This is a genomic window from Enterobacter huaxiensis (assembly GCF_003594935.2).
Taxonomy (GTDB): domain Bacteria; phylum Pseudomonadota; class Gammaproteobacteria; order Enterobacterales; family Enterobacteriaceae; genus Enterobacter; species Enterobacter huaxiensis.
The window spans coordinates 774,349-800,548 of record NZ_CP043342.1 but is presented as its reverse complement, the minus strand read 5'-3'; the positions used below and the strand labels follow the sequence as shown (position 1 = coordinate 800,548).

General features: G+C 57.1%; 28 protein-coding genes and 1 tRNA gene. 14 read left to right on the top strand and 15 right to left on the bottom strand.

Going from position 1 to position 26,200, the window contains the following annotated elements:
* Positions 1 to 7: 7 nt before the first annotated feature.
* Positions 8 to 988 carry a type IV pilus twitching motility protein PilT gene (locus tag D5067_RS03895; RefSeq protein WP_119936199.1) on the bottom strand — a complete coding sequence of 327 codons (981 nt, stop codon included), beginning with the start codon at positions 986 to 988 and terminating at the stop codon, positions 8 to 10.
* A 17-nt stretch (positions 989 to 1,005) separates the two neighbouring features.
* On the opposite strand from D5067_RS03895, the gene D5067_RS03890 reads away from it, so the two are divergent.
* From D5067_RS03890 to D5067_RS03865, 6 genes are all read left to right on the top strand, one after another.
* On the top strand, positions 1,006 to 1,707 hold the full coding sequence (locus tag D5067_RS03890) for a YggS family pyridoxal phosphate-dependent enzyme (RefSeq protein WP_119936200.1): 702 nt from the start codon (positions 1,006 to 1,008) through the stop codon (positions 1,705 to 1,707).
* A 21-nt stretch (positions 1,708 to 1,728) separates the two neighbouring features.
* Positions 1,729 to 2,295, top strand: coding sequence for a YggT family protein (locus D5067_RS03885; RefSeq protein WP_023333348.1), 567 nt, complete (start codon positions 1,729 to 1,731; stop codon positions 2,293 to 2,295).
* Positions 2,292 to 2,588, top strand: coding sequence for a DUF167 family protein YggU (gene yggU / locus D5067_RS03880; protein WP_014885193.1), 297 nt, complete (start codon positions 2,292 to 2,294; stop codon positions 2,586 to 2,588). Before D5067_RS03885 ends, yggU begins: the two co-directional genes overlap by 4 nt.
* Before the next feature lie 3 nt (positions 2,589 to 2,591).
* A complete protein-coding gene (locus tag D5067_RS03875; protein WP_119936201.1) occupies positions 2,592 to 3,185 on the top strand; it encodes an XTP/dITP diphosphatase in 594 nt (197 codons plus the stop codon).
* On the top strand, positions 3,178 to 4,320 hold the full coding sequence (gene hemW / locus D5067_RS03870) for a radical SAM family heme chaperone HemW (protein WP_119936202.1): 1,143 nt from the start codon (positions 3,178 to 3,180) through the stop codon (positions 4,318 to 4,320). Before D5067_RS03875 ends, hemW begins: the two co-directional genes overlap by 8 nt.
* Positions 4,321 to 4,383: 63 nt before the next feature.
* A complete protein-coding gene (locus tag D5067_RS03865; RefSeq protein WP_119936203.1) occupies positions 4,384 to 4,746 on the top strand; it encodes an endonuclease domain-containing protein in 363 nt (120 codons plus the stop codon).
* 75 nt (positions 4,747 to 4,821) lie between these two features.
* Here D5067_RS03865 and D5067_RS03860 read toward each other — a convergent pair whose 3' ends face one another.
* Genes D5067_RS03860 through trmB form a run of 3 tightly spaced genes read right to left on the bottom strand, consistent with a single transcriptional unit; the run spans position 4,822 to position 6,640 of the window.
* Entirely contained in the window at positions 4,822 to 5,538 is a 717-nt protein-coding gene (locus D5067_RS03860; RefSeq protein ID WP_119936204.1) for a YggN family protein, read from the bottom strand.
* A gap of 56 nt (positions 5,539 to 5,594) precedes the next feature.
* Positions 5,595 to 5,921 (bottom strand): YggL family protein, encoded by a 327-nt coding sequence (locus D5067_RS03855; RefSeq protein WP_028014375.1) that lies wholly within the window; start codon positions 5,919 to 5,921, stop codon positions 5,595 to 5,597.
* Entirely contained in the window at positions 5,921 to 6,640 is a 720-nt protein-coding gene (gene trmB / locus D5067_RS03850; RefSeq protein ID WP_119936205.1) for a tRNA (guanosine(46)-N7)-methyltransferase TrmB, read from the bottom strand. The genes D5067_RS03855 and trmB overlap by 1 nt, the downstream gene beginning before the upstream one ends.
* A gap of 144 nt (positions 6,641 to 6,784) precedes the next feature.
* Between trmB and mutY the strand changes: the two genes are divergently transcribed.
* From mutY to D5067_RS03830, 4 genes are all read left to right on the top strand, one after another.
* On the top strand, positions 6,785 to 7,837 hold the full coding sequence (mutY, locus tag D5067_RS03845; protein ID WP_168192645.1) for an A/G-specific adenine glycosylase: 1,053 nt from the start codon (positions 6,785 to 6,787) through the stop codon (positions 7,835 to 7,837).
* Between the two features lie 26 nt (positions 7,838 to 7,863).
* Positions 7,864 to 8,136, top strand: a complete 273-nt coding sequence (locus tag D5067_RS03840) for an oxidative damage protection protein (RefSeq protein WP_003862425.1) — start codon at positions 7,864 to 7,866, stop codon at positions 8,134 to 8,136.
* Positions 8,137 to 8,260: 124 nt separating this feature from the next.
* Positions 8,261 to 9,337, top strand: coding sequence for a membrane-bound lytic murein transglycosylase MltC (gene mltC, locus D5067_RS03835; protein ID WP_119936207.1), 1,077 nt, complete (start codon positions 8,261 to 8,263; stop codon positions 9,335 to 9,337).
* 282 nt (positions 9,338 to 9,619) lie between these two features.
* Entirely contained in the window at positions 9,620 to 10,876 is a 1,257-nt protein-coding gene (locus D5067_RS03830; RefSeq protein WP_119936208.1) for a nucleoside permease, read from the top strand.
* 79 nt (positions 10,877 to 10,955) lie between these two features.
* Here D5067_RS03830 and citG read toward each other — a convergent pair whose 3' ends face one another.
* From citG to D5067_RS03790, 8 genes are read right to left on the bottom strand one after another with little or no spacing between them, the layout of a single operon-like run.
* Entirely contained in the window at positions 10,956 to 11,759 is an 804-nt protein-coding gene (gene citG / locus D5067_RS03825) for a triphosphoribosyl-dephospho-CoA synthase CitG (RefSeq protein WP_119936209.1), read from the bottom strand.
* Positions 11,737 to 12,276 (bottom strand): citrate lyase holo-[acyl-carrier protein] synthase, encoded by a 540-nt coding sequence (gene citX / locus D5067_RS03820; RefSeq protein WP_119936210.1) that lies wholly within the window; start codon positions 12,274 to 12,276, stop codon positions 11,737 to 11,739. The genes citG and citX overlap by 23 nt, the downstream gene beginning before the upstream one ends.
* Positions 12,273 to 13,796: a citrate lyase subunit alpha gene (citF, locus tag D5067_RS03815; RefSeq protein WP_119936211.1), complete on the bottom strand. Its 1,524-nt coding sequence runs from the start codon at positions 13,794 to 13,796 to the stop codon at positions 12,273 to 12,275. The genes citX and citF overlap by 4 nt, the downstream gene beginning before the upstream one ends.
* Positions 13,797 to 13,806: 10 nt before the next feature.
* Entirely contained in the window at positions 13,807 to 14,682 is an 876-nt protein-coding gene (gene citE / locus D5067_RS03810; protein WP_119936212.1) for a citrate (pro-3S)-lyase subunit beta, read from the bottom strand.
* The gene (gene citD / locus D5067_RS03805) at positions 14,679 to 14,972 is read right to left on the bottom strand and encodes a citrate lyase acyl carrier protein (RefSeq protein ID WP_119936213.1); all 294 of its coding nucleotides are present in this window, start codon (positions 14,970 to 14,972) and stop codon (positions 14,679 to 14,681) included. The genes citE and citD overlap by 4 nt, the downstream gene beginning before the upstream one ends.
* A 16-nt stretch (positions 14,973 to 14,988) precedes the next feature.
* Positions 14,989 to 16,011, bottom strand: a complete 1,023-nt coding sequence (gene citC / locus D5067_RS03800) for a [citrate (pro-3S)-lyase] ligase (RefSeq protein ID WP_119936214.1) — start codon at positions 16,009 to 16,011, stop codon at positions 14,989 to 14,991.
* A gap of 10 nt (positions 16,012 to 16,021) precedes the next feature.
* Entirely contained in the window at positions 16,022 to 16,885 is an 864-nt protein-coding gene (locus tag D5067_RS03795; protein WP_119936215.1) for a fumarylacetoacetate hydrolase family protein, read from the bottom strand.
* Positions 16,886 to 16,902: 17 nt separating this feature from the next.
* Positions 16,903 to 18,264 carry a 2-hydroxycarboxylate transporter family protein gene (locus tag D5067_RS03790; protein WP_119936216.1) on the bottom strand — a complete coding sequence of 454 codons (1,362 nt, stop codon included), beginning with the start codon at positions 18,262 to 18,264 and terminating at the stop codon, positions 16,903 to 16,905.
* Between the two features lie 334 nt (positions 18,265 to 18,598).
* Between D5067_RS03790 and D5067_RS03785 the strand changes: the two genes are divergently transcribed.
* Both D5067_RS03785 and D5067_RS03780 read left to right on the top strand, forming a co-directional pair.
* The gene (locus D5067_RS03785) at positions 18,599 to 20,236 is read left to right on the top strand and encodes an ATP-binding protein (protein ID WP_119936217.1); all 1,638 of its coding nucleotides are present in this window, start codon (positions 18,599 to 18,601) and stop codon (positions 20,234 to 20,236) included.
* Positions 20,226 to 20,918 carry a response regulator gene (locus D5067_RS03780; protein ID WP_119936218.1) on the top strand — a complete coding sequence of 231 codons (693 nt, stop codon included), beginning with the start codon at positions 20,226 to 20,228 and terminating at the stop codon, positions 20,916 to 20,918. Before D5067_RS03785 ends, D5067_RS03780 begins: the two co-directional genes overlap by 11 nt.
* Positions 20,919 to 21,017: 99 nt before the next feature.
* Here the strand turns inward: D5067_RS03780 and D5067_RS03775 are convergent, their stop codons facing one another.
* The gene (locus D5067_RS03775; RefSeq protein ID WP_119936284.1) at positions 21,018 to 23,153 is read right to left on the bottom strand and encodes an ornithine decarboxylase; all 2,136 of its coding nucleotides are present in this window, start codon (positions 23,151 to 23,153) and stop codon (positions 21,018 to 21,020) included.
* A 181-nt stretch (positions 23,154 to 23,334) separates the two neighbouring features.
* On the opposite strand from D5067_RS03775, the gene D5067_RS03770 reads away from it, so the two are divergent.
* Both D5067_RS03770 and D5067_RS03765 read left to right on the top strand, forming a co-directional pair.
* The gene (locus tag D5067_RS03770; protein ID WP_119936219.1) at positions 23,335 to 24,048 is read left to right on the top strand and encodes a DUF554 domain-containing protein; all 714 of its coding nucleotides are present in this window, start codon (positions 23,335 to 23,337) and stop codon (positions 24,046 to 24,048) included.
* Between the two features lie 95 nt (positions 24,049 to 24,143).
* Positions 24,144 to 24,219, top strand: a tRNA-Phe gene (locus tag D5067_RS03765).
* A gap of 140 nt (positions 24,220 to 24,359) precedes the next feature.
* Here the strand turns inward: D5067_RS03765 and D5067_RS03760 are convergent.
* Together D5067_RS03760 and D5067_RS03755 are read right to left on the bottom strand one after the other, a co-directional pair.
* Positions 24,360 to 24,782 carry a coiled-coil domain-containing protein gene (locus tag D5067_RS03760; RefSeq protein WP_235843279.1) on the bottom strand — a complete coding sequence of 141 codons (423 nt, stop codon included), beginning with the start codon at positions 24,780 to 24,782 and terminating at the stop codon, positions 24,360 to 24,362.
* Positions 24,783 to 25,207: 425 nt separating this feature from the next.
* Positions 25,208 to 25,735 carry a helix-turn-helix domain-containing protein gene (locus tag D5067_RS03755; RefSeq protein WP_119936221.1) on the bottom strand — a complete coding sequence of 176 codons (528 nt, stop codon included), beginning with the start codon at positions 25,733 to 25,735 and terminating at the stop codon, positions 25,208 to 25,210.
* Between the last annotated feature and the right edge of the window lie 465 nt (positions 25,736 to 26,200).

Below are 26,200 nucleotides of genomic sequence, written 5' to 3'. Positions count from 1 at the left end.
CCGGGGCCTATAGCCGCCCCTGCGCCCGCCGCTCTGCCAGGCTCTGCTCAAAGTTTTGCATTCCCGCCTGCTGGCCGGTCTGAATGATGCCGGGAAGCTGCCACGTTTTGCCTTCGCGGATCAGGTTTGCCGCCGCCGGGGTGTTCACCAACAGTTCATAAAGCGCCACGCGCCCGCCCTGTACGTCCTGACGCAGCTTTTGCGCCAGAACCGCTCTCAGGCTGCCTGCCAGCTGATTACGCACCGGATCTTTCTCCTGCGCCGGGAAGGTGTCCACCAGCCGCTCTATGGCCTGCGACGCTCCGCGCGTGTGCAGGGTCGCGAGCACCAGATGCCCGGTCTCTGCCGCCGTCAGCGCCAGGCGGATCGTCTCACTGTCGCGTAGCTCACCCAGCAGGATGACATCCGGATCTTCACGCAGCGCACCACGCAGCGCCTCGGCAAAGGACGGGCTATGCTGGCCTACCTCCCGCTGCTGGATCAGGCAACGCTCACTCTGATACATAAACTCAACCGGATCTTCGAGCGTCAGAATATGCCCGTCAGTATGGTGGTTGAGGAAATCGACCATAGCGGCGAGGGTGGTCGATTTACCGCTGCCGGTCGCGCCCGTGACCAGTATCAGGCCGCTGTCATTTGAGAGCAGCTCCGGGATCGCCCGGGGGACACCCAAGGTTGAAAGCTGTGGACAGGCGAGCGGCAACAGTCGCAAGACGATCGACACGCCCTTCATGTGCGTAAACGCACTGCCGCGAAGACGCTGATTGCCTGCGAGGGTGACGGCAAAATCCACCTGCCCGTTTGCCCACCATGCCCCCTGCTGTTCGTCGTTGAGCCACGCTTTTAATAGCGCGTCGACATCGGGGGGCGGAAAGGGTGCCGGTTCGAGCCGGCCTAATCTGCGCCAGCGCGGAGGCGAATCACTGCACAGGTGTAGATCGGAGACGTTATGCTTTACACTAAGGGCCACAATTTCTTCCACATCCATAGACTACTCCTCGGAAAATGAACGACATTGCGCATAACCTGGCACAGGTCCGGGACAAAATCTCAGCCGCCGCAACGCGTTGCGGCCGGGCTTCAGAAGAAATTACGTTGCTTGCAGTCAGCAAAACCAAGCCTGCGAGCACCATCGCAGAAGCGATTGAGGCTGGCCACCGGGCATTTGGCGAAAACTACGTGCAGGAAGGGGTGGACAAAATCCGCCACTTTCAGGAGCAGGGGAATGCAGACCTGCAGTGGCACTTTATTGGCCCGCTGCAGTCGAACAAAAGCCGGCTGGTCGCGGAGCACTTCGACTGGTGCCATACCGTCGACCGTCTGCGCATTGCCACACGTCTGAACGAGCAGCGACCGGCAGAATTGCCCGCGCTTAACGTGCTGATTCAAATTAATATCAGCGATGAAAACAGCAAATCCGGCATTGCGCTGGGGGAACTGGACGCGCTGGCGGCAGAAGTCGCCGCCCTGCCCCGCTTAACCCTGCGGGGGCTGATGGCAATTCCGGCACCTGAGTCAAGTTATGAAAGGCAGTTTGCCGTGGCACAGCAAATGGCTGTAGCATTTGAGGCGCTTAAAGCGCGCTATGAATCGGTAGACACGCTTTCTCTGGGCATGTCGGATGATATGGAAGCCGCCATCGCGGCAGGCAGCACTATGGTGCGCATCGGCACGGCAATTTTCGGTGCGCGCGACTACTCAAAATAATAAGGAAACCTGAGGAACGCCATGAAGACGTTGACTTTCCTGCTCTCAACGGTGCTTGAGCTGTATACGATGGCGCTTTTGCTGCGCGTCTGGATGCAGTGGGCCCGCTGTGATTTTTACAATCCGTTCTCGCAGTTTGTCGTAAAAATTACGCAACCTGTCGTTGGGCCGCTGCGCCGCATTATTCCGGCAATGGGTCCTATCGATAGCTCCTCGCTGCTGGTCGCCTTTATTCTTAGCGTTATCAAGGCGATCGTGCTGTTTATGGTTATCACCTTCCAGCCCATTATCTGGATTGCTGCCGTTCTGATCCTGATTAAAACCATCGGGTCACTGATCTTCTGGGTGCTGCTGGTGATGGCGATCATGAGCTGGGTGAGCCAGGGACGGAGTCCGGTGGAATATGCCCTGATCCAGCTGACTGAACCGCTGCTGCGCCCGATTCGCAACCTGCTGCCTTCAATGGGCGGGATCGACTTCTCCCCGATGATCCTGGTGCTGCTGCTGTATGTGGCCAATATGGGGATTGCCGAGCTGTTGCAGGCCACTGGCAACATGCTGCTGCCGGGGCTGTGGATGGCGCTATGAGTGCAGTAAGCACCTGCGCCGACGGGCTGGTTTTACGGCTGTACATTCAGCCGAAAGCCAGCCGGGACTCTATAGTTGGACTGCATGGCGACGAGCTAAAAGTCGCCATCACCGCGCCACCGGTTGACGGCCAGGCCAATGCGCATCTGACCAAATATCTGGCCAAACAGTTTCGCGTTGCCAAAAGCCAGGTCATCATTGAAAAAGGTGAACTTGGGCGGCACAAACAGGTAAAAATCCTCAATCCGCAATCTATCCCGACGGAAGTCGCGGCTCTGACAGAACAGGACTAAACCATGCAGAACGTTGTTCTCGCTACCGGTAACGCCGGTAAAGTGCGCGAGCTTGCCTCGCTGTTAAATGATTTTGGGCTGGACGTGATGGCGCAGACCGAGCTTGGCGTCGAGTCCGCCGAAGAGACGGGCCTGACGTTTATCGAGAACGCGATCCTGAAAGCGCGCCATGCTGCACAGGTCACCGGCCTGCCTGCAATTGCCGACGACTCCGGCCTGGCCGTGGATTTTCTCGGCGGCGCGCCGGGCATTTACTCTGCACGCTATTCCGGCGTAGACGCAACCGACCGGCAGAATCTGGAAAAGCTGCTTGTCGCGCTGAAAGATGTGCCTGACGAACAGCGCACCGCGCAGTTCCACTGCGTGCTGGTTTATATGCGTCACGCAGACGACCCGACGCCGATCGTCTGCCACGGCAGCTGGCCGGGCGTGATTACCCGCGAAGCGGCTGGCAACGGCGGCTTTGGCTACGACCCGATCTTCTTTGTCCCGACCGAGGGCAAAACCGCCGCGGAGCTGACCCGCGAAGAAAAAAGCGCGATTTCCCATCGTGGACGCGCACTGAAACTGTTACTGGAAGCGTTACGTAATGGCTAATTTGCCACCTCTGAGTCTTTATATTCACATCCCGTGGTGCGTGCAGAAATGCCCGTACTGCGATTTCAACTCGCACGCGCTGAAGGGTGAAGTGCCGCACGATGACTACGTTGCGCATCTGCTGGCCGACCTGGACGCCGATGTACCTTACGCACAGGGACGTGAAGTTAAGACCATTTTTATTGGTGGCGGTACGCCGAGCCTGCTTTCAGGCCCGGCGATGCAAACGCTGCTGGACGGCGTGCGCGCGCGTCTGAACCTGGCGGCGGATGCTGAAATTACGATGGAGGCCAACCCCGGCACCGTTGAGGCCGACCGTTTTGTCGACTATCAGCGTGCGGGCGTGAACCGTATCTCCATTGGCGTGCAGAGCTTTAGCGAGCCGAAGCTGAAGCGTCTGGGGCGTATTCACGGCCCGGAAGAGGCAAAGCGCGCGGCGAACCTGGCAACGGGGCTTAATCTTCGCAGCTTCAACCTCGATCTGATGCACGGCCTGCCGGACCAGTCGCTCGACGAGGCGCTGGACGACCTGCGCCAGGCGATTGAACTGAACCCGCCGCACCTGTCGTGGTATCAGCTTACCATTGAGCCAAACACGCTGTTCGGCTCCCGCCCGCCGGTGCTGCCGGACGACGACGCGCTGTGGGATATCTTCGAGCAGGGCCATAGGCTTTTGACCGCTGCGGGCTATCAGCAGTACGAAACCTCCGCGTACGCGAAGCCGGGCTATCAGTGCCAGCACAACCTGAACTACTGGCGCTTTGGCGATTATCTGGGGATTGGCTGCGGCGCGCACGGCAAGGTGACCTTCCCGGACGGGCGCATTCTGCGTACCGCCAAAACCCGCCACCCGCGCGGGTATATGGAAGGCCGCTATCTTGAGCGTCAGCACGACGTCGAGGCGGCGGACAAGCCGTTTGAGTTCTTCATGAACCGCTTCCGTCTGCTGGAAGCCGCACCGCGCGCGGAGTTTGTGCTGTACACCGGGATGCCGGAGTCGGTGATCCGTCCGCAGATTGACGAGGCGCTGGCGCAGGGGTATCTGACCGAGTGCGATGCGTACTGGCAGATAACTGAGCACGGCAAGCTGTTCTTAAACTCCCTTCTTGAGCTGTTCCTCGCCGAAGAATCCTGAAGGCTGATTCAGGATTTTGCATCCCGTTCTGCCGGCTGAGGGAAAGGCTGGCAGAGTGTGGGGATGGAAATTACTCGTTCATACGCAAAACAGCTCAGACGTGAGCTGACAAAAGAAGAAAGACGGCTTTGGTATTTACTTCGCAGCCGCCGTTTCGAAAATCATAAATTTCGCCGACAGCATCCGGTTGGTCACTACATTCTGGATTTCGCCTGCTGCTCGGCTCGTCTGGCCGTTGAGCTGGATGGTGGGCAACATGATGAAAAGCAGGAATACGATCGTCAAAGGACGCTCTGGCTAAATCGAAAAGGCTGGTACGTCATTCGTTTCTGGAACAACGAACTCTGGGATAACGAAGAGGCGGTGTTAGCAAGGATCCTTGAGATACTGCAAATGCTACAACCCTCACCCCGGCCCTCTCCCTGAAAGGGAGAGGGAGCAAACCATTCCCTCGCCCCTTTGGGGAGAGGGTTAGGGTGAGGGGCCCAGCGCGCAGAGACCTTACTTCAGCGTCCCCACCAGCGCCTTCCTGCTATCTTCCAGCGACACCACGCGTTTACACACGTCTTTGCCAAACTGCTGGAAATCAGCTTCCTGATTTTTCCACTCGTTCTGAATCGACGTCTGCAGCCCGCCCAGGCTGCCCAGCACGCCCTGCAGCGGGTTACCGCCGCCTTTCAGTACGGCTTGCGCGCCCATCTCGTTGATGCTGTCCTGCAGGATACCGCCCATCGCCTGATTCACCAGCTGCTGGCCGTCGGCACGCACTTCATCAATCGCCTTATAGTGGAACGTCAGGCCGTCGGTGCGATTCTCGATGATGCGGTTCATCTGCTCTTTCAGCTGCTTGTCCAGCTTGGTCAGGCGGGTGCGCATGTTGCTGCTTTCACCCACCTCTTTGGTGATGATTTTGTCCAGCGCCACGCGGCTTTTATCAACGCGCGTCAGCGCGCCGTCGTTAATCCACGGCAGTGCGGTGCGTAACTCGGCCTGATAATCCTTCGCCTGCTCGCGCTGAGCGGCGGTCAGGTTTTGCTGTTTGCCGTTAAACGTCACGTTGCCATCCGGCGTAATCACCAGATTGCCGTTCTCGCCTTTCACCTGCACGGTTTGCGGGCTTAACACCACGTCGTCACGCGGGGTGACGCTACATTTATACTCCGCATGGGCGGTGGATCCGATTGCCAGTAAAGCAACAGCCAGCAACGTTTTGCGCATTTTCAACACTCCCTCAGACAAAATGGGCCAGCTATTGCTGGCCCCGTTCTGCTTTATTAGTCCCACCAAACGTCAAAAAGTTCGCTGACGCGGACATCTTCCAGTTTGTGCTCTTCAAGCCATTTGCGGACCAGCGCCTGATGTTCTTCGGTGCATTTACCGACTTCCTGCGTGCAGATCAAACCTTCCCAGGCCAGATAGCCGCTCCCGTCAAAGGCCAGCTTGTTTGGCTCGATCACCTCATTGATGAACGCATCAACGTCCTGATCGATCTGCTCAACGCTGGTGCCTTCCGGGAAACGCCAGGCAACGGAGAAGCCCACTTCCTGGAATTCTTCGATGTGCATCTTTTTACGCAGACGACGGCTACGATTCTTTGCCATTATTTCACCCTCTCGAACATTAAGTCCCATACGCCGTGGCCAAGACGATGGCCACGCTGTTCAAATTTTGTCACCGGACGTGAGTCCGGACGCGGTACATAGTCATTGCTTTCAGACTGGTTTTTATACCCGTCCAGCGACGACATGACTTCCAGCATATGTTCCGCATAAGGTTCCCAGTCGGTCGCCATGTGGAAGACGCCGCCCAGTTTAAGCTTACTTTTCACCAGCTCGGCAAACGGCGCCTGAACGATACGGCGTTTATTATGACGTGCTTTGTGCCACGGGTCAGGGAAAAAGAGCTGAACCATGTTCAAAGAATTGTCAGGAATCATTTTGTGCAGCACTTCCACCGCGTCGTGGCACATCACGCGCAGGTTCTCAACGCCCTCTTCCTGCGCCGTTGCCAGGCATGCGCCCACGCCCGGCGAGTGCACTTCAATACCGAGGAAGTTCTGCTCAGGGCGCGCTTTTGCCATCGCCACCAGCGAGGTGCCCATGCCGAAGCCGATCTCCAGCGTAACGGGCGCTTCGCGGCCAAACAGGTTGGCAAAGTCGACAGGCTGTTCAGTGAACTCAACGCCCATCACCGGCCAGTAGTTGTCCAGCGCGTGTTGCTGCCCTTTTGTCAGGCGGCCCTGACGGCGGACAAAGCTGCGAATACGGCGCAGCGGGCGACCGTTTTCATCAAATTCCGGTGAAATGACGTCGTTTTTCATAAAAGAGTTGTCTGCTTGTGAGAGTGTTCGGGAAACGGGCATTATCCAAAGTTAAGGCTTCTATGCAAGCATGGGAAAGATCCGGTTTACAGCAGATTGACGCTGTGCTGCAATCTGCGTCCCTGATTATGTGAATCGATGACCATGCAAGCCTCTCAATTTTCAGCCCAGGTGCTGGACTGGTACGACAAATACGGGCGAAAAACCCTGCCCTGGCAAATTGAAAAAACGCCCTACAAAGTATGGCTCTCCGAGGTGATGCTGCAACAAACGCAGGTTGCCACGGTCATTCCTTACTTCGAGCGTTTTATGGCGCGCTTCCCGACGGTCACCGATCTGGCAAACGCGCCGTTAGACGAGGTGCTGCACCTGTGGACAGGCCTGGGCTATTACGCCCGCGCGCGCAATCTGCACAAGGCCGCGCAGCAGGTCGCCACGCGCCATAACGGCAAATTCCCGGAAACCTTCGACGAGGTAGCCGATCTCCCCGGCGTCGGGCGCTCCACCGCTGGCGCAATCCTCTCCCTGTCTTTAGGCAAACATTTCCCGATCCTCGACGGCAACGTGAAGCGCGTGCTGGCACGCTGCTACGCCGTCGACGGCTGGCCGGGGAAGAAGGACGTTGAAAAACGTCTTTGGGAAATAAGTGAAGAGGTCACCCCGGCGAAAGGCGTGGAGCGTTTTAACCAGGCGATGATGGATCTCGGCGCGATGGTCTGCACGCGCTCAAAACCCAAATGCGAGCTCTGCCCGGTGAATAATATTTGCGTGGCGTATGCCAACCATTCGTGGGCGCAATACCCGGGCAAAAAGCCGAAGCAGACGCTGTCGGAGCGCACCGGATACATGCTGCTGATGCAAAACGGTGACGAGGTGTTTCTCGCCCAGCGTCCGCCGAGCGGCCTGTGGGGTGGTCTATACTGCTTCCCACAGTTTGAAAATGAAGATTTGCTGCGGGAATGGCTCAAACAGCGCGGGATTGCCGCCGATACCCTCACGCAGCAGACGGCGTTTCGCCACACCTTTAGCCATTTCCACCTGGATATTGTGCCAATGTGGCTTCCCGTGTCCTCCTTCACCTCCTGCATAGATGAAGGAACCGCTCTCTGGTATAACTTAGCGCAACCGCCATCAGTCGGACTGGCGGCTCCCGTGGAGCGCCTGTTACAACAATTACGTGCCGGTGCAATGGTTTAGCATCGACAACAAAAAGAGGAATGAGTATGGCCAGAACGATTTTTTGTACTTTCCTGCAGCGTGACGCTGAAGGCCAGGACTTCCAGCTCTACCCGGGGGACCTGGGCAAGCGCATCTACAACGAGATCTCCAAAGAGGCCTGGGGACAGTGGCAGAAAAAGCAGACCATGCTGATTAACGAGAAAAAACTCAGCATGATGAACCCGGAACACCGCAAGCTGCTCGAACAGGAAATGGTGAACTTCTTGTTCGAAGGCAAAGACGTGCACATCGAAGGCTATACGCCGCCGGAAAAATAATATCGCGCTGCTGGTGCCCGGCGGCGCTTCGCTTGCACGGGCCTACGGTGTTGTAGGCCGGGTAAGCAAAGCGCCACCCGGCGAAAGCAACGACTAAGCAAACACAACACGCACTCCCGGAATGATGAAAAAACTTTTAGCGCTAGCTCTTGTTGCGCCGTTGCTTGTGTCTTGTTCTTCCAATAAGGGCGATAGCTATAACGAAGCCTGGGTTAAGGACACCAACGGTTTTGACATTTTGATGGGGCAGTTTGCCCACAACATCGAAAATATTTGGGGATTTAACGAAGTTCTTATTGCCGGACCTAAGGACTACGTTAAATACACTGACGCCTATCAAACGCGTAGCCACATCAACTTTGATGACGGTACGATCACCATTGAGACCATTGCGGGCACTGAACCTGCGGCACATTTACGGCAGGCGATTATCAAAACCCTGCTGATGGGTGACGATCCGGGCTCTATCGATCTCTACTCCGATGCCGACGACGTTACCATCTCCAAAGAGCCGTTCCTGTACGGTCAGGTTGTCGATCAGACCGGACAGGCTATCCGCTGGGAAGGGCGTGCCACAAAATTCGCAGATTATCTGCTGCAGACGCGTCTCAAAAGCCGCACCAACGGCCTGAAGATTATCTACAGCGTTACCATCAACCTGGTGCCGAACCACCTCGACAAGCGTGCGCATAAATACCTGGGCATGGTGCGCCAGGCTTCGCGTAAGTACGGCGTAGAAGAGTCGCTGATTCTGGCGATCATGCAGACCGAATCGTCGTTCAACCCCTACGCGGTGAGCCGCTCCGACGCCCTGGGGCTGATGCAGGTTGTGCAGCACAGCGCCGGGAAGGACGTGTTCCGCTCGCAGGGGAAATCCGGCACGCCGAGCCGCAGCTACCTGTTCGATCCGCAGAGCAACATTGATACCGGCACCGCCTACCTGGCGATGCTGAACAATGTCTACCTGAGCGGCATTGATAACCCAACGTCGCGCCGCTATGCGGTGATTACGGCCTACAACGGAGGTGCGGGCAGCGTGCTGCGCGTCTTCTCAAATGACAAGGTGCAGGCTGCGAACATCATCAACAGCATGGCGCCGGGGGACGTGTACTCAACGCTGACCACCCGCCATCCGTCAGGCGAATCCCGCCGCTATCTGTATAAGGTGAATACGGCGCAGAAGAACTACCGTCGCCGCTAAAAAGCTACCCCTCACCCTGCCCTCTCCCAGAGGGAGAGGGTATTCAAGTTCCCTCTCCCTCTGGGAGAGGGTTAGGGTGAGGGGGCATCAGGCCGCACTCACTCACCCCATCCATACGAAAATGTTATTTGCATCACAATTTAAACTGCAAGTTAATGTGGATTGCATTTTTTTGCGGGAAGTAACAAAACATATCGTTGCCAGCTGATAGAATCGCATCAAATAACAACCCTGAATGTTCCCAAAACAACATATCTCCCGCTCACTTGTGAGGAAAGTAACATGAACCTTAAGCTGCAGCTTAAAATCTTGTCGTTTCTGCAGTTCTGCCTGTGGGGTAGCTGGCTGACCACACTCGGCTCCTATATGTTTGTGACGCTCAAGTTCGACGGTGCGTCTATCGGTGCCGTTTACAGCTCGCTGGGTATTGCAGCTGTCTTCATGCCAACGCTGCTGGGTATCGTGGCGGATAAATGGTTAAGTGCGAAATGGCTGTACATGCTTTGCCATCTGGTGGGGGCGGGGACGCTGTTTATGGCGGCCGAAGTGACCACGCCGGGGGCGATGTTCATGGTGATCCTGCTCAACTCGCTGGCCTATATGCCAACGCTTGGCCTGATCAACACCATCTCCTACCACCGCATCAAGTCTGCGGGCATGGACATCGTGACCGACTTCCCGCCTATCCGCATCTGGGGCACCATCGGCTTTATCATGGCGATGTGGGGTGTGAGCTTTGCGGGCTTTGAACTGAGCCATATGCAGCTCTATATCGGTGCCGCGCTCTCCGTGGTGCTGGCAATCTTCACCCTGACGCTGCCGCACATCCCGGTGTCTAACCAGCAGAAAAACCAGAGCTGGAGCTCAATGCTCGGCCTGGACGCGTTCGCGCTGTTTAAAAACAGACGCATGGCGATCTTCTTTATCTTCTCCATGCTGCTGGGCGCGGAGCTGCAGATCACCAACATGTTCGGCAACACCTTCCTGCACAGCTTCGATAACAATCCGCTGTTCGCCGGAAGCTTTATCGTTGAGCACGCGTCGGTGATGATGTCCATCTCTCAAATCTCTGAGACGCTGTTCATCCTCACCATCCCGTTCTTCCTGAGCCGCTACGGCATCAAGAACGTCATGCTGATCAGTATCGCCGCCTGGATGCTGCGCTTCGGCCTGTTCGCCTACGGCGATCCAAGCCCGTTCGGCACCGTGCTGCTGGTTCTGTCGATGATTGTTTACGGCTGCGCCTTCGACTTCTTCAACATCTCCGGTTCGGTGTTTGTGGAAAAAGAGGTGAAGCCTGAAATCCGCGCCAGCGCGCAGGGCATGTTCCTGATGATGACCAACGGCTTCGGCTGTATTCTGGGCGGCGTGGTGAGCGGTAAAGTGGTTGAGATGTACACCACCAACGGCATCACCAACTGGCAGCCCGTGTGGCTGATCTTCGCGGCGTACTCGCTGGTGCTGTTCTTCGCGTTCATCGCGCTGTTCAAGTACAAGCACGTTCGCGTGCCGAACGGTGCGCAGCCGATAGCGCATTGATTGTTGTGCCCGGTGGCGCTGCGCTTACCGGGCCTACAAAACCAGGCCGTAGGCCGGGTAAGGCGAAGCCGCCACCCGGCTATTTTATTGCAGACAGCACCCACCCCACCGACAGCAAATCCGCGCTGCCGCCCGGGCTCAGATTGCGTTCAATCAATGCCTTATCCATCTTAAGCAACGCCTCGCGGTCCCAGCCGTTAGCCAGTAATTCCCGCGCGTAGCCCTGGACGTAGCGCAGCCCATCAATGCCGCCGCGCGAAACGAGATTGCTGTCCTGATTCACCGCCATCAGGCGCAACAGCAGGCCGTGAAGCGACTGACCGTTCCACGCATCCAAAGCCTTACGCACCGTGGCAAAGCCGCTTTCCGCCTCGCCGCGCGCGCCGGTTAAGCCGTACTGCTGATACTGCCGCTCGCCCGCCGTCGCCTGCCCGCTGCGCCCGCCGAGTTCCCGCGAAACCAGCCCGCGGCAGATGTTACTTACCTCACAGCAGAGGCTGTCTGCGGAGATATTTTTCACACGCCCGGCGGCAAAGCAGAGCAGGCCGAGAGCGAAAATCCCGCCCTTGTGCGCGTTCACTCCCCCCGTTGCGGCGTACATCGCCTGCTCGCAGGCCATCCCCATCGGACGGATTATCCCCAGCTGCCCGGCGGCGGGTTTATCCGCATGCGCGTTACCCAGCTCGGCAAAGCGCGAAAACCACGGCGTTATCGCCGCAATGCTGCGGACGAACAGCGCGTGGTCCATATCGCGATGGGAGCCGTTATTGAGCTTGTCCACCAGCCCCGGCTTGGGCGTCAGATCCAGCTCCTGCCACAGCGCCGCTTCGGCAAGCGCGGGCACGTCAGCCGGGCGCGGCTTAGTCGCGAGCAAACCAGTCATCGATCGTCTTCTCTATGCGGGAAACCACCTGCTCAACGGGATGCTTCCGCGAGCGGGAACAGGCGTGCGCGGGCTCGTCGCAGATCAGGCAGCGTCTGAGATTCGCCCCCAGCGACTGACGCCCGACGTGGCCGTGCTGAGGGCAGATCACGTCCAGATCCCACAGCCTGCCGAGCGGGTGCGTCTGCTCCAGCTCCGCACAGTGCGCTTTGATTTCCGCCGCCGGATGGGCCACGCACCACAGGGCTTCTGGCCCGGTCGGGAGCCACAGCACCTGGCGGTCCAGCACCTGCCAGCGGTTCTCCCACAGCAGCTGGTCACACATCTGCAGCGCCACGCCCATGGTGTTGCGATAGCGCAGGCTGTCTTTAATTTCCCCGGGCGTGACCAGCGTGAGGGAAATTACCGGCTGTTGATAGTGCGTGAGCATGTCGGCCTGGCGCGCCGCGCGGCGATCTTTCGCCGCCAGCAGTTCGTTCAGGCCGACACCCGTCCACACGGGTGTCGCTGAAATCATACTTCCTCCTTCACCTGTCGCACGGTGTCGATCACGCTGCCGTCGCGGTAGCGGATCACTCCGACGATTTTGTCAGTAAATTCAATCGGCTTCGGTACGCCGGTCAGGGAAATCGCCCGCTCGTAAAGCGCGCTGATATCCACAACGCTGAGCCCCGCCGCCAGCAGGCGCTCGCGGATCTCCGGGCGCGCCGGGTTGACCGCAATCCCGTGGTCGGTGACCAGCACGTCGATGCTTTCGCCCGGCGTGAGGCGCGTGGTAACCCGCTTCACGACCGTCGGAATACGGCTGCGCAGCAGCGGCGCGACCACAATGGTCAGGTTTGCCGCGGCGGCCACGTCGCAGTGCCCGCCGGACGCGCCGCGCATCACCCCGTCGGAGCCGGTGATCACGTTGACGTTGAAATCGACGTCGATTTCCAGGGCGCTGAGGATCACCACGTCGAGCTGGTCGCAGCTTGCCGCCTTGCTGCCGGGGTTGGCGTAGACGTTGGTGGAGATCTCCACGTGGTTCGGGTTGCGCGCCAGCGAGGCCGCCGCCTGGCCGTCAAAGCACTGGGTGTCGAGCAGCTTTTCGATGAGCCCCTTCTCGTGCAAATCTACCAGGCTGCCGGTGATGCCGCCGAGCGCAAAGCGCGCCTTCACGCCGCCGCGCTCCATCTTCTCTTCCATAAAGCGGGTGCAGGCGGTCGCCGCCGCGCCGGAGCCGGTCTGCATCGAAAAGCCCGGTTTGAAGTAGCCGGAGTGTTCAATGACGTCTGCCGCGTAGCGGGCGATCATCAGCTCGCGCGGGTTGCTGGTGACGCGCGCCGCGCCGACGCTGATTTTCGCCGGGTCGCCCACGCTCTCAACCTGCACGATGTAGTCCACCTGGTCCTGCACCAGGCTGGCGGGCATGTTCGGGAAAGGCACCAGCTCTTCTGCGAGCAGCACCACCTTGCGGGCAAAGTGCGCGTCCACCATCGCGTAGCCCAGCGAGCCGCAGCACGATTTACCGTGCGTGCCGTTGGCGTTGCCAAACTCATCGCTGCACGGCACGCCGAGGAACGCCACGTCGATATTCAGCTCGCCGTCCTGGAGCAGCTTCACGCGCCCGCCGTGGGAGTGAATTTGCACTGGCTCGTCCATCAGCCCGTGGGAAATGGCGTCCGCCAGCCTGCCGCGCATTCCGGAGGTGTAAATCCGGGTGATAACGCCGCTTTCAATATGCTCGATCAGCGCGTCGTTGCAGGTCATCAGCGAGCTGGAGGCCAGCGTCAGGTTTTTGAAGCCCATTTGCGCCAGCAGCGCCACGACGGAGTTGATCACCCGGTCGCCTTCGCGAAACGCATGGTGGAAGGAGAGGGTCATTCCGTCCTGCAGGCCGCAGCGCTTAACGGCCTCTTCAACTGAGGCGCAGAGCTTGCGGCTGTGTTTCGCCTCGCTGTCCGCCAGCCACGGCGTGGCGCTATGGGCGGTATCAAAAGGCTTCAGGTCCCGCAGATGGGGAAAATTCACGTGAAGAAGTTCTGTCTGATTCATTATTTTATCCTTACCGACGCACGCCGGAAGCTGCCGCGCGTTCCAGCACCACCTGCGCGTGGTTAATAATCGGGGCGTCGACCATTTTGCCGTTGAGCGACACCACGCCGAGGCCGTTACGTTCGCCCTCTTCTGCCGCCTCAATCACCCTTTTGGCGTGATCCACCTCTTCCTGAGTCGGGGCGTAGGCGTTGTGCAGCAGGTCAATCTGGCGCGGGTTAATCAGCGATTTGCCGTTAAAGCCCATCCTGCGGATCAGATCGACCTCGCGCAGGAACCCGGCCTCGTCGTTAACGTCTGACCACACCACGTCGAAGGCGTCGATGCCCGCCGCGCGGGCCGCGTGCAGCACGGCGCAGCGGGCGTAGAACAGCTCGGTGCCGTCGCCGCGCTCGGTCTGCATGTCCATCACGTAGTCAAAGGCGGCCAGCGCAATCCCGATGAGGCGCGGGGAGCTGCGGGCAATCGCCACGGCGTTGATGACGCCAATCGCCGACTCAATCGCCGCCATCACGCGGGTGGAGCCGACCTCGCGCCCGCACTCGCGTTCGATACGCTCGAGGTGGCCTTCCAGCTCGTAGATATCGTCCGGCGTGTCGGTTTTCGGCAGGCGGATCACGTCCACGCCCGCATGGACGGCGGCCTCCAGATCCAGCAGGCCAAACGGCGTGCTGAGCGGGTTAATGCGCACCACGGTTTCGATATCCTGATACATCGGGTGCTGCAGCGCGTGAAACACCAGCATGCGCGCGGTGTCCTTCTCGCGCAGGGCAACGGCGTCCTCAAGGTCAAACATGATGGAGTCGGGACGGTAGATAAAGGCGGTTGAGAGCATGGCGGCGTTGGCGCCCGGCAGGAACAGCATGCTGCGGCGGAGTTTGCTCATTTCAGCGCCCCCCAGCTGATGGCCTGCTCGTCGGCGGCACGCATCAGCGCGCTCTGCAGGCGGGCGCGGATCGCACAGTCCAGCGCCCCTTTGTCTTCAATGATGATGAGTCCCTGGTGCACGTTCATGGCGCGCAACGTGTCGTTGACCACCTGGCGGATCTGCTCGCCAAACTGCTTAATCACTTTACTGTGGATGACAACCTCCAGCTCGCCGTGAGCGGGGGCGATTTTCACCATCAGGTCGCTGGACTCCTGCGTTCCGGCCAGCGCCTCCCTTACAATTTTCATGATAAATTCCTGATAGTTAAGCGACTTCCGCACCCGCACGAAAATGTGCTTCAAGGTGCGCGAAGGTGGAGTCCGGGACAATCTCCCGGATCCGGGAAAACTGCTGTGTCTTGAGTAAGCGGCGCACTTCGGACGCCGAAATGGCGTTACCGGTGGCCTTGATGCGCGGCATCTCCACCACCTCAACGTGCGAGGCCAGCAGGTCGTGCAGCGTCTGGTTGTACTGGCGGGTGATATCGCAAAACGGCTCCGAGCCGATAAAGCGATGGGTGATGCCGAGCGCCGGGGCGATGAAGTCCCGGAAAATAAGCACGTCGATCTCGCTCCACGCCTGCTGCACCCTGCCGGTCTCCTTCAGGAAGTAGGCCGGGAAGGTGGCGCGGGAGATGATGTACTGCGAGCCTTCATGCACCACCACGTTCGGCAGATGCGCCACGCCCGCGCGCACCATCTCGAGGCGCGCGCTGAACGGGAAGAACGAGGCGTCTTCCCGCACCACGAACAGATGCAGGGCGTCGCACCGCGTCGCCGCCTGCTCCACCAGATGGCGGTGGCCGAGGGTGAACGGATTGGCGTTCATCACTATCGCGCCAATGTTTTCTCCGCACTTGCGCCTGGCGCTGAGCGAGCGGCAGTAGCGTTCGATCCCCTGCGGGGTGTTCTCCATCAGCACCGCGTTGTTCCCGCTCTGGGCAATCGGCCAGAAGCCGCTGCGGGCAAACCGCTCCCGGTTGCAGGGGCGGGTGCAGAGGAAGAGGTGAAAATGGCCGCGCTCCAGCGCCGCATTTTCCACCTCTGCCAGCAGCCGCGCGCTGAGGTTCTCGCCGCGAAGCCGTTCGTTGACCGCCACGCATTTGATGACGTTGGCGGCAAGCCCTGCGCAACCCACCAGCTGCGCGCCGGACCAGGCTTCGACAAACAGCGTGATGTCGTTGTCCAGGCCGAGGCCGCTGTCTGCCAGCAGGTAGCGGATCTGGCTTAAGCGTTCAGGGTGTTTCGCCACGACGGTGTGGCGAAAATCGATGGGTTGACTGTTCATGTCGCCTTACTCAGTGTGCCGCCGCAAGCCCAACGGCCGGCGCTTCCATAATCACGTTGCTCAGATGACCGATATGCTCGATCTCCACCTCAATGCGATCCCCCTCCTTCATAAACAGCGGCGGGTTACGCTTTTTCCCCACCCCGCCCGGGGATCCGGTGATGATCACGTCGCCCGGGCTGAGGCGGGTGAAGGTGCTGATGTACTCGATCAGCTCCGCAACCTTGTGGATCATGCTGCTGGTGTTGTCTTCCTGCACCATGCGACCGTTCAGCCAGGTGCGGATCGCCAGCCGGTGCGGGTCCGGGATCTCGTCCGCCGTCGCCATCCAGGGGCCAAACGCCCCGGTTTGACGCCAGTTTTTACCGGCGGTGAACCAGGTGTGCTGCCAGTCGCGGGCGGAGCCGTCCATGTAGCAGCTGTAGCCCGCCACGTGGCGCAGGGCGTCGTCGCGGCTGATGTTCTCCCCGCCTTTGCCGATGATCACCGCCAGCTCGCCTTCGTAGTCAAATTCGCTGGAATGGCGCGGCTTCAGCACCGGCTCGTTGTGGCCGGTCTGTGAATCCGGAAAGCGGACAAACAGCGTCGGTGCCGGGTTATGCTGGTCAAACTCCTTGCGCTTGTCGGCGTAGTTCATGCCCACGCAGAGGATTTTTTCCGGCTGCACAATCACCGGTAAGAAGGTGATGGCGCTCAGCGGCACGTCCACCGCGTCGTTAATATAGCGGGTGGCCTGCGCCAGCCCGTTGCCCTGCAGCAGCGCCTTGAGGTCGCTGTAGCGGTCGCCGAGACGGCGGCCTAAATCAATCACGCCGTCGGCCTGGACGATGCCGTAGCTGCGTTTTCCCTGGTATAAAAAGCTTGCGAGTTTCATTGTTCTTTCCTGAAGACTTAAACGAGGAAGTTGCCCAGAATCAGCAGTGAGATTGAGACGTTAATCGCCCCGCCGATTCGGGTAGCAATCTGGGCGAACGGCATCAGGCTCATGCGGTTGCCTGCGGTCAGGATCGCCACGTCGCCGGTGCCGCCCTGCCCGCTCTGGCAGCAGGAGACGATGGCGACATCAATCGGGTGCATGCCAATCTTTTTGCCGACGAAGAAGCCCGTTGCCACCAGCGCGGAAACGGTGCTGACGATCACCAGCAGGTTGCTGACGGTGAACGCCGCCACCAGCTCATGCCACGGGGTGATGGCCACGCCGACGGCAAACAGAATCGGGTAGGTCACGGAGGTCTGGAAGAATTTGTACACCACCTGGGAGCCTTCCAGCAGGCGCGGAGAGGCGCCGTTGCAGAGCTTAACCAGCACCGCCATGAACAGCATGCCGACCGGGGCAGGCAGGCCAATCAGCTTGTGACCGAGCATGCCCAGCATGTAGAGCAGCACCGCCAGCAGCGCGCCGGAGGCGATGGTGGTGACGTCCGTTTTGCCGGAAAACGCGGGCTGAGCGACGGTAGCATCGGCATTCGCGCGGTTTGGCATCAGCTGGCCTTCGCCGGTCAGATGCGGATAGCGTTTACCAAGCTGGTTCAGGCAGCCGGAGATGATGATCGCCGTCAGGCCGCCGAGCATCACCATCGGCAGCACGCGACCGAGCGCCACGCCCTGGTCCATGTGCAGCAGGGTGGCATAGCCGATGGAGAGCGGGATCGCCCCTTCCCCGACGCCGCCCGCCATGATCGGCAGAATGATAAAGAAGAAAATCTGGAACGGCTCAAGGCCCAGCGCTATACCCACGCCCATGCCGACAATCATGCCGACGATTTCACCGCACAGCATCGGGAAGAAGATGCGCAGGAAGCCCTGAATCAGCACCGTGCGGTTCATGCTCATGATGCTGCCGACGATAATGCAGCAGATATAGAGATAGAGAATGTTGGTAGATTTGTAGAACTTAGTCGTGGACTCGACCACCACGTCCGGCAGCAGGCCATAGTAGACCAGCGCGGAAGGGATAAAGGTGGCGCAAATCGCCGCCGCGCCGAGCTTGCCGACAATCGGCAAGCGTTTGCCGAACTCGCCGCAGGCAAAGCCGAAGAACGCCAGCGTTGCGACCATCACCACGATATCGCTCGGCAGTTTTCCGCCCAGGCAATCAATGGCAATCAGCGCGCCCGCCAACACAAACAGCGGCAGAGGAATAATCCCGATTTTCCAGGTATCCATAATATGCCACCAGCGCTCTTTGAGCGAAGGTCGCTGAATTTCAATCGGGTCGTGGGTAACAGAGAAAGAATCGTCAGTTGTGCTCATAATAAGCCCCTTGGTTATTTTGTGCGTTCAGCTTAGAGTCACAAAGGCTTACTTTATGTGAGGGATGGCATATTAAAAGCGAAGTTTTAATGGCAGCTATGGTTTTAATGGTTTCTTTTATTTAATGTGATTTATAGCTTATTTATGGGCGTGGTTTTTATGGTTTCTTTTCTAAAACGAACAAACAAATAACATTTAAAATTTTCGGGTTATGATCGGAAAATTCTTTTACAGGGCGTGCTGTGCAAGGGATCACAAGTTTTCGGCAAAGCAGGTATCCATATGAAAAAAGATGATATATTAGCCAGACTTCTTGATACCTCGCGTGATAGTTATGAAAGTATCGTTTCAGATCAAGCTGTTTGTTTCGCTGGTTGCCTTTTTCTCGGTGCTGTTCGCACTGCTGGGCGGATATTATTACGTTGACGTTGGCAGGCAGCTTTATCAGGAAATGAGTACGCGCGCAAAAATACAGGCAGAAGAAATTGCGCTTATTCCTAATTTGCAAAATGCAGTTGCGCAGAAAGATATCAATGCGATCCATGATTTCATGCAGAAAATAGCCGCGCACAGCGACGCCAGCTTTATTGTGATTGGCGATAATAAAGGGCTGCATCTGTTTCACTCCGTGTTTGCCGACCGGGTGGGCACCACTCTGGTTGGCGGAGACAACGAAGAGGTTCTGCACGGCAAAAGCACCACCACCATCCGCAAGGGCGGTTTGGGCATTTCGCTGCGCAGCAAAGCGCCCATTTTTAACGACGCCGGGCAGGTGGTGGGGATTGTCTCCGTGGGGTATCTCACCAGCTATCTGGATACCATCACCGTCAACAAGGTGGTCAACATTCTGATTGCCGCCGTTCTGCTGCTGATCGCCCTGTTTATCTTCTCGTGGTTCTTCACCCGCAGCATTAAGAAGCAGATCTTCTCCCTTGAGCCGCGCGAAATCGGCCTGCTGGTGCGCCAGCAAAAGGCGATGATGGAGTCCATCTACGAAGGGGTGATCGCCATTGATGACGATCTGCGCATTGAGGTGATCAACCAGGCGGCGCGCAAGCTGCTCGGCCTGAGCCAGCCTGCCCGGGAGCTTCGCGGACAGCTGATTAGCCAGGTGATCGACCCGGTTCCGTTCTTCACAGCCCAGACCATGCTGATGAAAGATACCCACGATGAGATCTGCCGCTTCAACGACCTCACCGTGATTGCCAGCCGGGTAAGGATCATGCTGGAAGATTCGCTCCAGGGCTGGGTGATCACCTTCCGCGATCGCAACGAGATCGACTCGCTCAGCGCCCAGCTCAGCCAGGTTAAGCGCTATGTCGATAACCTGCGCATCATGCGCCACGAGCAGCTTAACCGGATGACTACCCTTTCCGGCCTGCTGCATTTGGGCCGCTATGAAGAAGCCATCGGCTTTATTCAGGCGCAGTCTGAGCACGCGCAGGAGCTGCTGGACTTTATCTCGTCGCGCTTTAGCTCCCCGACGCTCTGCGGCCTGCTGTTAGGCAAAACCGCGCGCGCCCGCGAAAAAGGCGTGGAGCTGAGTTTCGACCCGGCCTGCCGCATGGATAAACCTTTCCTGCCGCTGCTTGAATCGGAACTTATCTCGATTATCGGGAACCTGCTGGATAACGCCATTGAAGCGACGCAGCGCTCTCCGCTCCCGCATGCGCCGGTTGACGTGCTGATAAAACTGGGCGAGCAGGAACTCATCATTGAAGTCGCCGACCAGGGCATTGGCATCAAACCGGAGATCCGCGAGCGGATATTTGAACGCGGCATCACCACCAAAACCCGCGGGGATCACGGCATTGGCCTGTACCTGATTGAAAGCTACGTCACGCAGGCGGGCGGCGCCATCGAAGTGGCGGATAACGCGCCGCGCGGCGCCATTTTCTCACTGTTTATTCCCGCCACGGGAACCGCCCGGCGTCCCGCACAGGAACTGGAAGATACTGATTATGCTACATGAACTTATCGACGTATTGATTGTTGAAGACGAGAACGAGCTGGCGCAGCTGCACGCGGAGTTAATCAGTAAACATCCGCGACTGAGGCTGGTCGGGATTGCCTCGTCGCTGGCGGACGCGCATCTTCAGCTTGAAAGCAAACGGCCGCAGCTGATGCTGCTGGATAACTACCTGCCTGACGGTAAGGGCATCACGCTTATCAGCAACCCGATGCTGATCCGCGCCAACTGCTCGGTGATTTTTATCACCGCCGCCAGCGATATGGACACCTGCAGCCAGGCCATCCGCAACGGCGCTTTCGACTACATCCTCAAGCCCGTCTCCTGGAAACGGCTCAGCCAGTCGCTGGAGCGGTTTGTGCAGTTTGCCGAGCAGCAGCGCGTCTGGAAGATTGTCGACCAGCAGAACGTGGATTCGCTTTATCTGCTGCAGGCAAAAAACTACCGCCAGGACAACGGCAGCAAAGGCATTGAAGAGAACACGCTGGCGCGGGTGCAGACGCTGTTTAACGCCAGGGCGACGCACTGTTTTTCGGTGGACGAGGTGGTGAGCGAAACGGGCTTAAGCAAAACCACGACGCGGCGCTATCTGGAGCACTGCGTGGAGGCGGGGTTTCTGACGGTGGAGATGCTCTACGGGAAGATTGGGCATCCGAGGAGGATGTACAAGCGTAGTGCGGCTTAACTCCCCTCACCCCGGCCCTCTCCCCAAAGGGGCGAGGGTGAAAAGACGGCTCCGTGCAATCCCCTCTCCCCTTTGGAGAGAGGGTTAGGGTGAGGGGGTCTACTTTAATACATACCCATACAGCCGCTTGATCCCATCCGCGTCCTTCTCGCTATACACGCCCTGCAGTTCCGGCGAGAAGCCCGGCAGCATGTTGATGCCCTCCTCCAGCGCCAGGAAGTAACGCTGAACCGCCCCGCCCCAAACTTCACCTGGTACCACGCACAGCACGCCAGGGGGATACGGCAACGCGCCTTCTGCGGCAATGCGCCCTTCGGCATCCCGAATGCGCACTAACTCTACGTTCCCGCGAATATACTCCCGGTTGGCGTCCTGCGGGTTCATCACTACTGCAGGCAGGCTCTCCCGGCGGAACATCGCTTTTTGCAGATCTTTTACGTTAAAGCTGACGTACAGATCGTGCATCTCCTGACACAGCTGGCGAAGGGTGTAATCTCGATAACGCACCGGGTATTTCTGGTAAATGGTCGGCAGCACGTCCGCCAGCGGGGTGTCGTCTTCAATATGCTGCTCAAACTGGCCGAGCATCGCCACCAGCTGCGCCAGCTTCTCGCTGCTTTCGGCAGGCGTCAGCAGGAACAGAATCGAGTTAAGGTCGCACTTCTCCGGCACGATGCCGTTTTCACGCAGATAGTGCGCAAGAATCGTCGCCGGAATGCCGAACCCGGTGTAGTGGCCGGTTTCCGCATCGATGCCCGGCGTGGTCAGCAGCAGCTTGCAGGGATCGACAAAATACTGCTCAGGCGCATAGCCCTCGAAGCCGTGCCATTTCGCGCCCGGCTCAAAGCTGAAGAAGCGAAGCTCGCTGGCAATGGCGTGAGTGGCATGATCCTGCCACGGCCGCCCCGCCACCACCGGTGGAACAAAGGGCTTGATCATATGGCAGTTGGCGATGATCGCCTTACGCGCCTCAATGCCCAGCTCGACGCACTCCGCCCATAGCCTGCGCCCGCTTTCCCCTTCGTGAATTTTGGCGTTCACGTCCAGCGCCGCAAACAGCGGATAAAACGGACTGGTGGAGGCATGCAGCATAAAAGCATTGTTCAGCCGCTTGTGCGGGCAGAAATGCGCCTGACCGCGAAGGTGATTGTCTTTTTTATGGATCTGCGAGGTTTGCGAGAACCCGGCCTGCTGCTTATGCACCGACTGGGTCACGAAAATCCCCGGATCGTTCTCGTTCAGTTCCAGCAACAGCGGGGACGTCTCCGCCATCATCGGAATAAACTGCTCGTAGCCCACCCAGGCAGAGTCAAAGAGGATGTAATCGCAAAGGTGGCCGATCTTGTCGATCACCTGGCGAGCGTTGTAGATCGTACCGTCATAAGTGCCAAGCTGAATAACCGCCAGGCGGAACGGACGCGCGTCCGCGGCTTTCTCCGGCGCGACCTCGCGGATCCGCTCTCGCAGGTACGCATCATCAAAACAGTGCGCGTCGATCCCGCCGATAAAGCCGAACGGGTTACGCGCGGCCTCAAGGTAGACCGGGGTTGCGCCGGCCTGGACGAGCGCGCCGTGGTGGTTTGATTTATGGTTGTTACGATCGAACAGGACCAAGTCACCGCGGGTCAGCAGCGCATTGGTGACCACTTTATTGGCGGCAGACGTGCCGTTAAGCACGAAGTAGGTTTTATCCGCATTGAAGACTTTTGCCGCGAACTTTTGCGCGTGCTTGGCAGAACCCTCGTGGATCAATAAATCTCCGAGCTTCACGTCGGCGTTGCACATATCGGCGCGAAAGACGTTCTCACCGAAAAAATCATAGAACTGCCGCCCGGCCGGGTGTTTTTTGAAGAATGCGCCGTGCTGGTGTCCCGGACAGGCAAACGTACTGTTGCCCATCGCCACATACTGACTCAGCGTGTCAAAAAAAGGCGGCAGAAGATTCTCTTCGTACCGGCAGGCCGCGGATTCTAATTCCAGGAATTCCTGTGCTTTACCCGAAATAACCGCCGTGACACCATCAGGAACGGCTTCTGGCTCTTGCGAGAACATAAAGACCGGTAGCTGAAAGCCCGTGCGTTTCAGCAGCGCGAGAATGCCGCTATAGCTTTCAGCGACCGTAATGACGACTGCCGCCACATCGGTAAAATCGGTGCTGTCCAGCGTCACCTTTTCCCGGTGCGTGGACACAATGGAGACCAGCTCGCGGCTGACGGCAATTTTCATGGTTTTCATAAGCGCAGTTACCCTCACCGAACGGTGAGACAGGGAGGAGAAAATTCGCGCAATCATGTCACCTTTTATTTTGAGGTGCAAGAAAGAATCAGTATGCACAAAACCACCCAAAGCTAAGCTCTGCGCAGCGCTGGCGTGCCATAATAATGCAATATCAATGATTAAATAACAGGAGTTAACTGTGGTTATCGGGCCATTTATTAACGCCGGTGCCGTATTACTGGGCGGCGTACTGGGCGCAGTATTAAGCCAGCGGTTACCGGAGCGTATTCGCTCTTCTATGCCGTCGATATTTGGGCTGGCATCACTGGGTATCGGTATTCTTTTAGTGATTAAATGCGCCAACCTGCCGGTGATGGTGCTGGCGACCCTGCTGGGCGCGCTGATCGGCGAGTTCTGCTACCTGGAAAAGGGCATCAACAGCGCGGTAGGCAAAGCCAAAAATTTGATTGCCCGCCCGGGCAAGGCGAAAAACGGCACGCACGAATCGTTTATCCAAAACTATGTTGCCATTATTATTCTGTTTTGCGCGAGCGGCACCGGGATTTTTGGTTCCATGCAGGAAGGGATGACCGGTGACCCCAGCATATTGATTGCCAAAGCATTTCTCGATTTCTTTACCGCCACTATTTTCGCCACCACGCTCGGTATCGCCGTCGCCGCGATTTCCGTTCCCATGCTGCTGATTCAGCTGGCGCTTGCCACCTGCGCCACGCTGATCCTGCCGCTGACCACGCCGGCGATGATGGCAGACTTTACCGCCGTCGGCGGCCTGCTGCTGCTGGCAACAGGACTACGCATCTGTGGAATCAAGATGTTTGCGGTGGTGAATATGCTGCCTGCCCTGCTGCTCGCCATGCCGCTTTCTGCGCTCTGGACGCATTTTTTCGCATAAGATTGCAGCGAACTGGTGAGAGAGTGTGCAGTCCGTAACGAAAACAACATTTTTCGTTGACGACGGAGAGCGAATCGGGTTTAATGCGCCCCGTTGCCCGGATAGCTCAGTCGGTAGAGCAGGGGATTGAAAATCCCCGTGTCCTTGGTTCGATTCCGAGTCCGGGCACCACTATTTAAAGAACCCGCCCAAAAGGCGGGTTTTTGCTATATGGCTACGGCCGATTTCTGGGCGCTGATAAGCGTGGCTTTAATGCAGGCACGCTTACGCTAATAGCCCGGTAAGTTAATACAGGCGGTGGCTCTTTTTTATCACTTAATTTTGCCGGATAAATTGCTGACCTGATTTGAAAGGTTGTCGTTGCTCCGCTTCATGTCATCAAGGCTTCTTTGCAATCGCTCGATCTTACTCTCCTGCTCAGAATTCTTTCTCTCAAGCTGTAAAACCTTCTGAGTTAGCTCATCGACTTTGCTGTTGTCGGACTTCATCTTCCTCAGGCTATCCTGCATCTCCTTTAGATCCGACTCCCTGAAATCAGAAGACTCGATTTCATCTGCACCAGAAATTACCGGGATATATCCTCTAGTAGAGATGTGGGGGTCGATACTAACCTGAACTTTATTTAGACCCGCAGAGTGCGCGTAACCTATTGAAGAAAAATAAAAAAAAGAAACAACACACAGACCAGACAGATATTTATTCATTTCTAACGTCCTTTTAAATTTTTCAATCACTTCCAGGAGTCTCCTTCTGGTATCACCCGCTCAGGATAAAACACATGGCTTAGCCTCAGGCAGTTCATAAACGGGGTTAAAGCGCAGCAGATACTATTCGTTTTTCATTAACCCTAACGAAAACCCTATGGAAACCGTCGAACTCAGGTATGAGATTGAAATGCTCCTGGAAGGTCCATTCTTTCTTTGCCGGAGATTTACGGTCACTGTAATTCTCAGTGAGGTAATCTAACAATTCTTGCTCATCATGTAGCATCAGAAAGTTTCCAACCAGTCTCTTCAACCGTGTCCATTACAACGTCCTTTCTCTCGTTTTGAGCCAGAGTAAATCGATAGCTAAAACAAGGATGTTGTCCGCTTCCAGTTTTCTTAGAACTCAGAATACCGCCCGCAAGTCAGTTTTATACTTTTGGATTCACCCCAACCTAGGGATCGTTCCCACCCGCGTTCAGCAGTTTGTTTTTAAAAATGAACAAACACGCCTCGTTGAAGTTCTCTGCCCCCAGGCGTTCCGAGAGCGCCGTGCGTTTACGATAGAGACTTTTCACCGACGTATTCAGCTCATCGGCAATGGCTTCCATCGACATCCCTGCCCGCAGCAACCGCAGCATGATCGCTTCGTGCGTGCTAAGCCGTATGTTAAGCAGCCACTTCGTGGTCAGACGCCTGCCCTTCATATTGAGAACCAGATTAAATAGCGACGCCATATCCGGCGCGGTGAGCGGCGTGTTCATAAAGAGCTTCATGCTGAGCAGATTCTCCTCGCGGTGCCGCATATCAAGCATAACGCAGCAGATTGTTTTTTTCGTTCGGGCCGGATGGCGTATCAGGTAATCATATAAACGGAGCGGAGAACGACTATCAATCAATACAGAATATTCATCTGCACCGTTATCAAATATGTTTCTGTCAATCGAGTCGAGCAGGATAATATCCGGAAAAAATATCCGCATCCCCCTGACAAGGTAGCGATCCTGAGTCACTAACACTATTGAAGTTGCCACTAACCATCCCTTTTAGATTAAAGCAAGAACGATCCCTCGGAAAGAAGGCCGCCTTCGTTTTATAGCGCTGTTATATTAACGATAAATGTATTCTGGCTTTGGACATCCCTCAATACAGACATTGATGAGGAAGACTTCCTATAGACTATCATTCAATGGCTGCCATTAATTATAAATAAAAAACAATCGCAGAAAAGTCACTTCTCTAAACATTAAGAATTTTTGTCATGAAACTTCCCAAACATGCACCAGAAAGTACTTTAATTGACACAGATAAGCAGCATTGAAAATATATAAAAAACTGTCACAATAAAAATAAAACGCAATTTTTTCAATAAGTTACAAATAACTCACCAATTCAAAATAATCATCATTAAGCGCTCAATCCAGAATTATCTCAAAACGACACAGCCG

Bases quoted from the DNA above. Each gene is read 5' to 3' on its own strand.
- D5067_RS03885 (WP_023333348.1), top strand. From the start codon at position 1,729: ATGAAGACGTTGACTTTCCTGCTCTCAACGGTGCTTGAGCTGTATACG.
- D5067_RS03790 (WP_119936216.1), bottom strand. From the start codon at position 18,264: ATGAGCACAACTGACGATTCTTTCTCTGTTACCCACGACCCGATTGAA.
- D5067_RS03855 (WP_028014375.1), bottom strand. From the start codon at position 5,921: ATGGCAAAGAATCGTAGCCGTCGTCTGCGTAAAAAGATGCACATCGAA.
- citF (WP_119936211.1), bottom strand. From the start codon at position 13,796: ATGAATCAGACAGAACTTCTTCACGTGAATTTTCCCCATCTGCGGGAC.
- mutY (WP_168192645.1), top strand. From the start codon at position 6,785: ATGCAAGCCTCTCAATTTTCAGCCCAGGTGCTGGACTGGTACGACAAA.
- citG (WP_119936209.1), bottom strand. From the start codon at position 11,759: ATGACTGGTTTGCTCGCGACTAAGCCGCGCCCGGCTGACGTGCCCGCG.
- D5067_RS03865 (WP_119936203.1), top strand. From the start codon at position 4,384: ATGGAAATTACTCGTTCATACGCAAAACAGCTCAGACGTGAGCTGACA.
- citC (WP_119936214.1), bottom strand. From the start codon at position 16,011: ATGAACAGTCAACCCATCGATTTTCGCCACACCGTCGTGGCGAAACAC.
- D5067_RS03775 (WP_119936284.1), bottom strand. From the start codon at position 23,153: ATGAAAACCATGAAAATTGCCGTCAGCCGCGAGCTGGTCTCCATTGTG.
- D5067_RS03830 (WP_119936208.1), top strand. From the start codon at position 9,620: ATGAACCTTAAGCTGCAGCTTAAAATCTTGTCGTTTCTGCAGTTCTGC.
- citX (WP_119936210.1), bottom strand. From the start codon at position 12,276: ATGATTTCAGCGACACCCGTGTGGACGGGTGTCGGCCTGAACGAACTG.
- yggU (WP_014885193.1), top strand. From the start codon at position 2,292: ATGAGTGCAGTAAGCACCTGCGCCGACGGGCTGGTTTTACGGCTGTAC.
- D5067_RS03755 (WP_119936221.1), bottom strand. From the start codon at position 25,735: ATGCGGATATTTTTTCCGGATATTATCCTGCTCGACTCGATTGACAGA.
- mltC (WP_119936207.1), top strand. From the start codon at position 8,261: ATGAAAAAACTTTTAGCGCTAGCTCTTGTTGCGCCGTTGCTTGTGTCT.
- citE (WP_119936212.1), bottom strand. From the start codon at position 14,682: ATGAGCAAACTCCGCCGCAGCATGCTGTTCCTGCCGGGCGCCAACGCC.
- D5067_RS03840 (WP_003862425.1), top strand. From the start codon at position 7,864: ATGGCCAGAACGATTTTTTGTACTTTCCTGCAGCGTGACGCTGAAGGC.
- citD (WP_119936213.1), bottom strand. From the start codon at position 14,972: ATGAAAATTGTAAGGGAGGCGCTGGCCGGAACGCAGGAGTCCAGCGAC.
- trmB (WP_119936205.1), bottom strand. From the start codon at position 6,640: ATGAAAAACGACGTCATTTCACCGGAATTTGATGAAAACGGTCGCCCG.
- D5067_RS03780 (WP_119936218.1), top strand. From the start codon at position 20,226: ATGCTACATGAACTTATCGACGTATTGATTGTTGAAGACGAGAACGAG.
- D5067_RS03860 (WP_119936204.1), bottom strand. From the start codon at position 5,538: ATGCGCAAAACGTTGCTGGCTGTTGCTTTACTGGCAATCGGATCCACC.
- hemW (WP_119936202.1), top strand. From the start codon at position 3,178: ATGGCTAATTTGCCACCTCTGAGTCTTTATATTCACATCCCGTGGTGC.
- D5067_RS03785 (WP_119936217.1), top strand. From the start codon at position 18,599: ATGAAAGTATCGTTTCAGATCAAGCTGTTTGTTTCGCTGGTTGCCTTT.
- D5067_RS03875 (WP_119936201.1), top strand. From the start codon at position 2,592: ATGCAGAACGTTGTTCTCGCTACCGGTAACGCCGGTAAAGTGCGCGAG.
- D5067_RS03795 (WP_119936215.1), bottom strand. From the start codon at position 16,885: ATGAAACTCGCAAGCTTTTTATACCAGGGAAAACGCAGCTACGGCATC.
- D5067_RS03895 (WP_119936199.1), bottom strand. From the start codon at position 988: ATGGATGTGGAAGAAATTGTGGCCCTTAGTGTAAAGCATAACGTCTCC.
- D5067_RS03890 (WP_119936200.1), top strand. From the start codon at position 1,006: ATGAACGACATTGCGCATAACCTGGCACAGGTCCGGGACAAAATCTCA.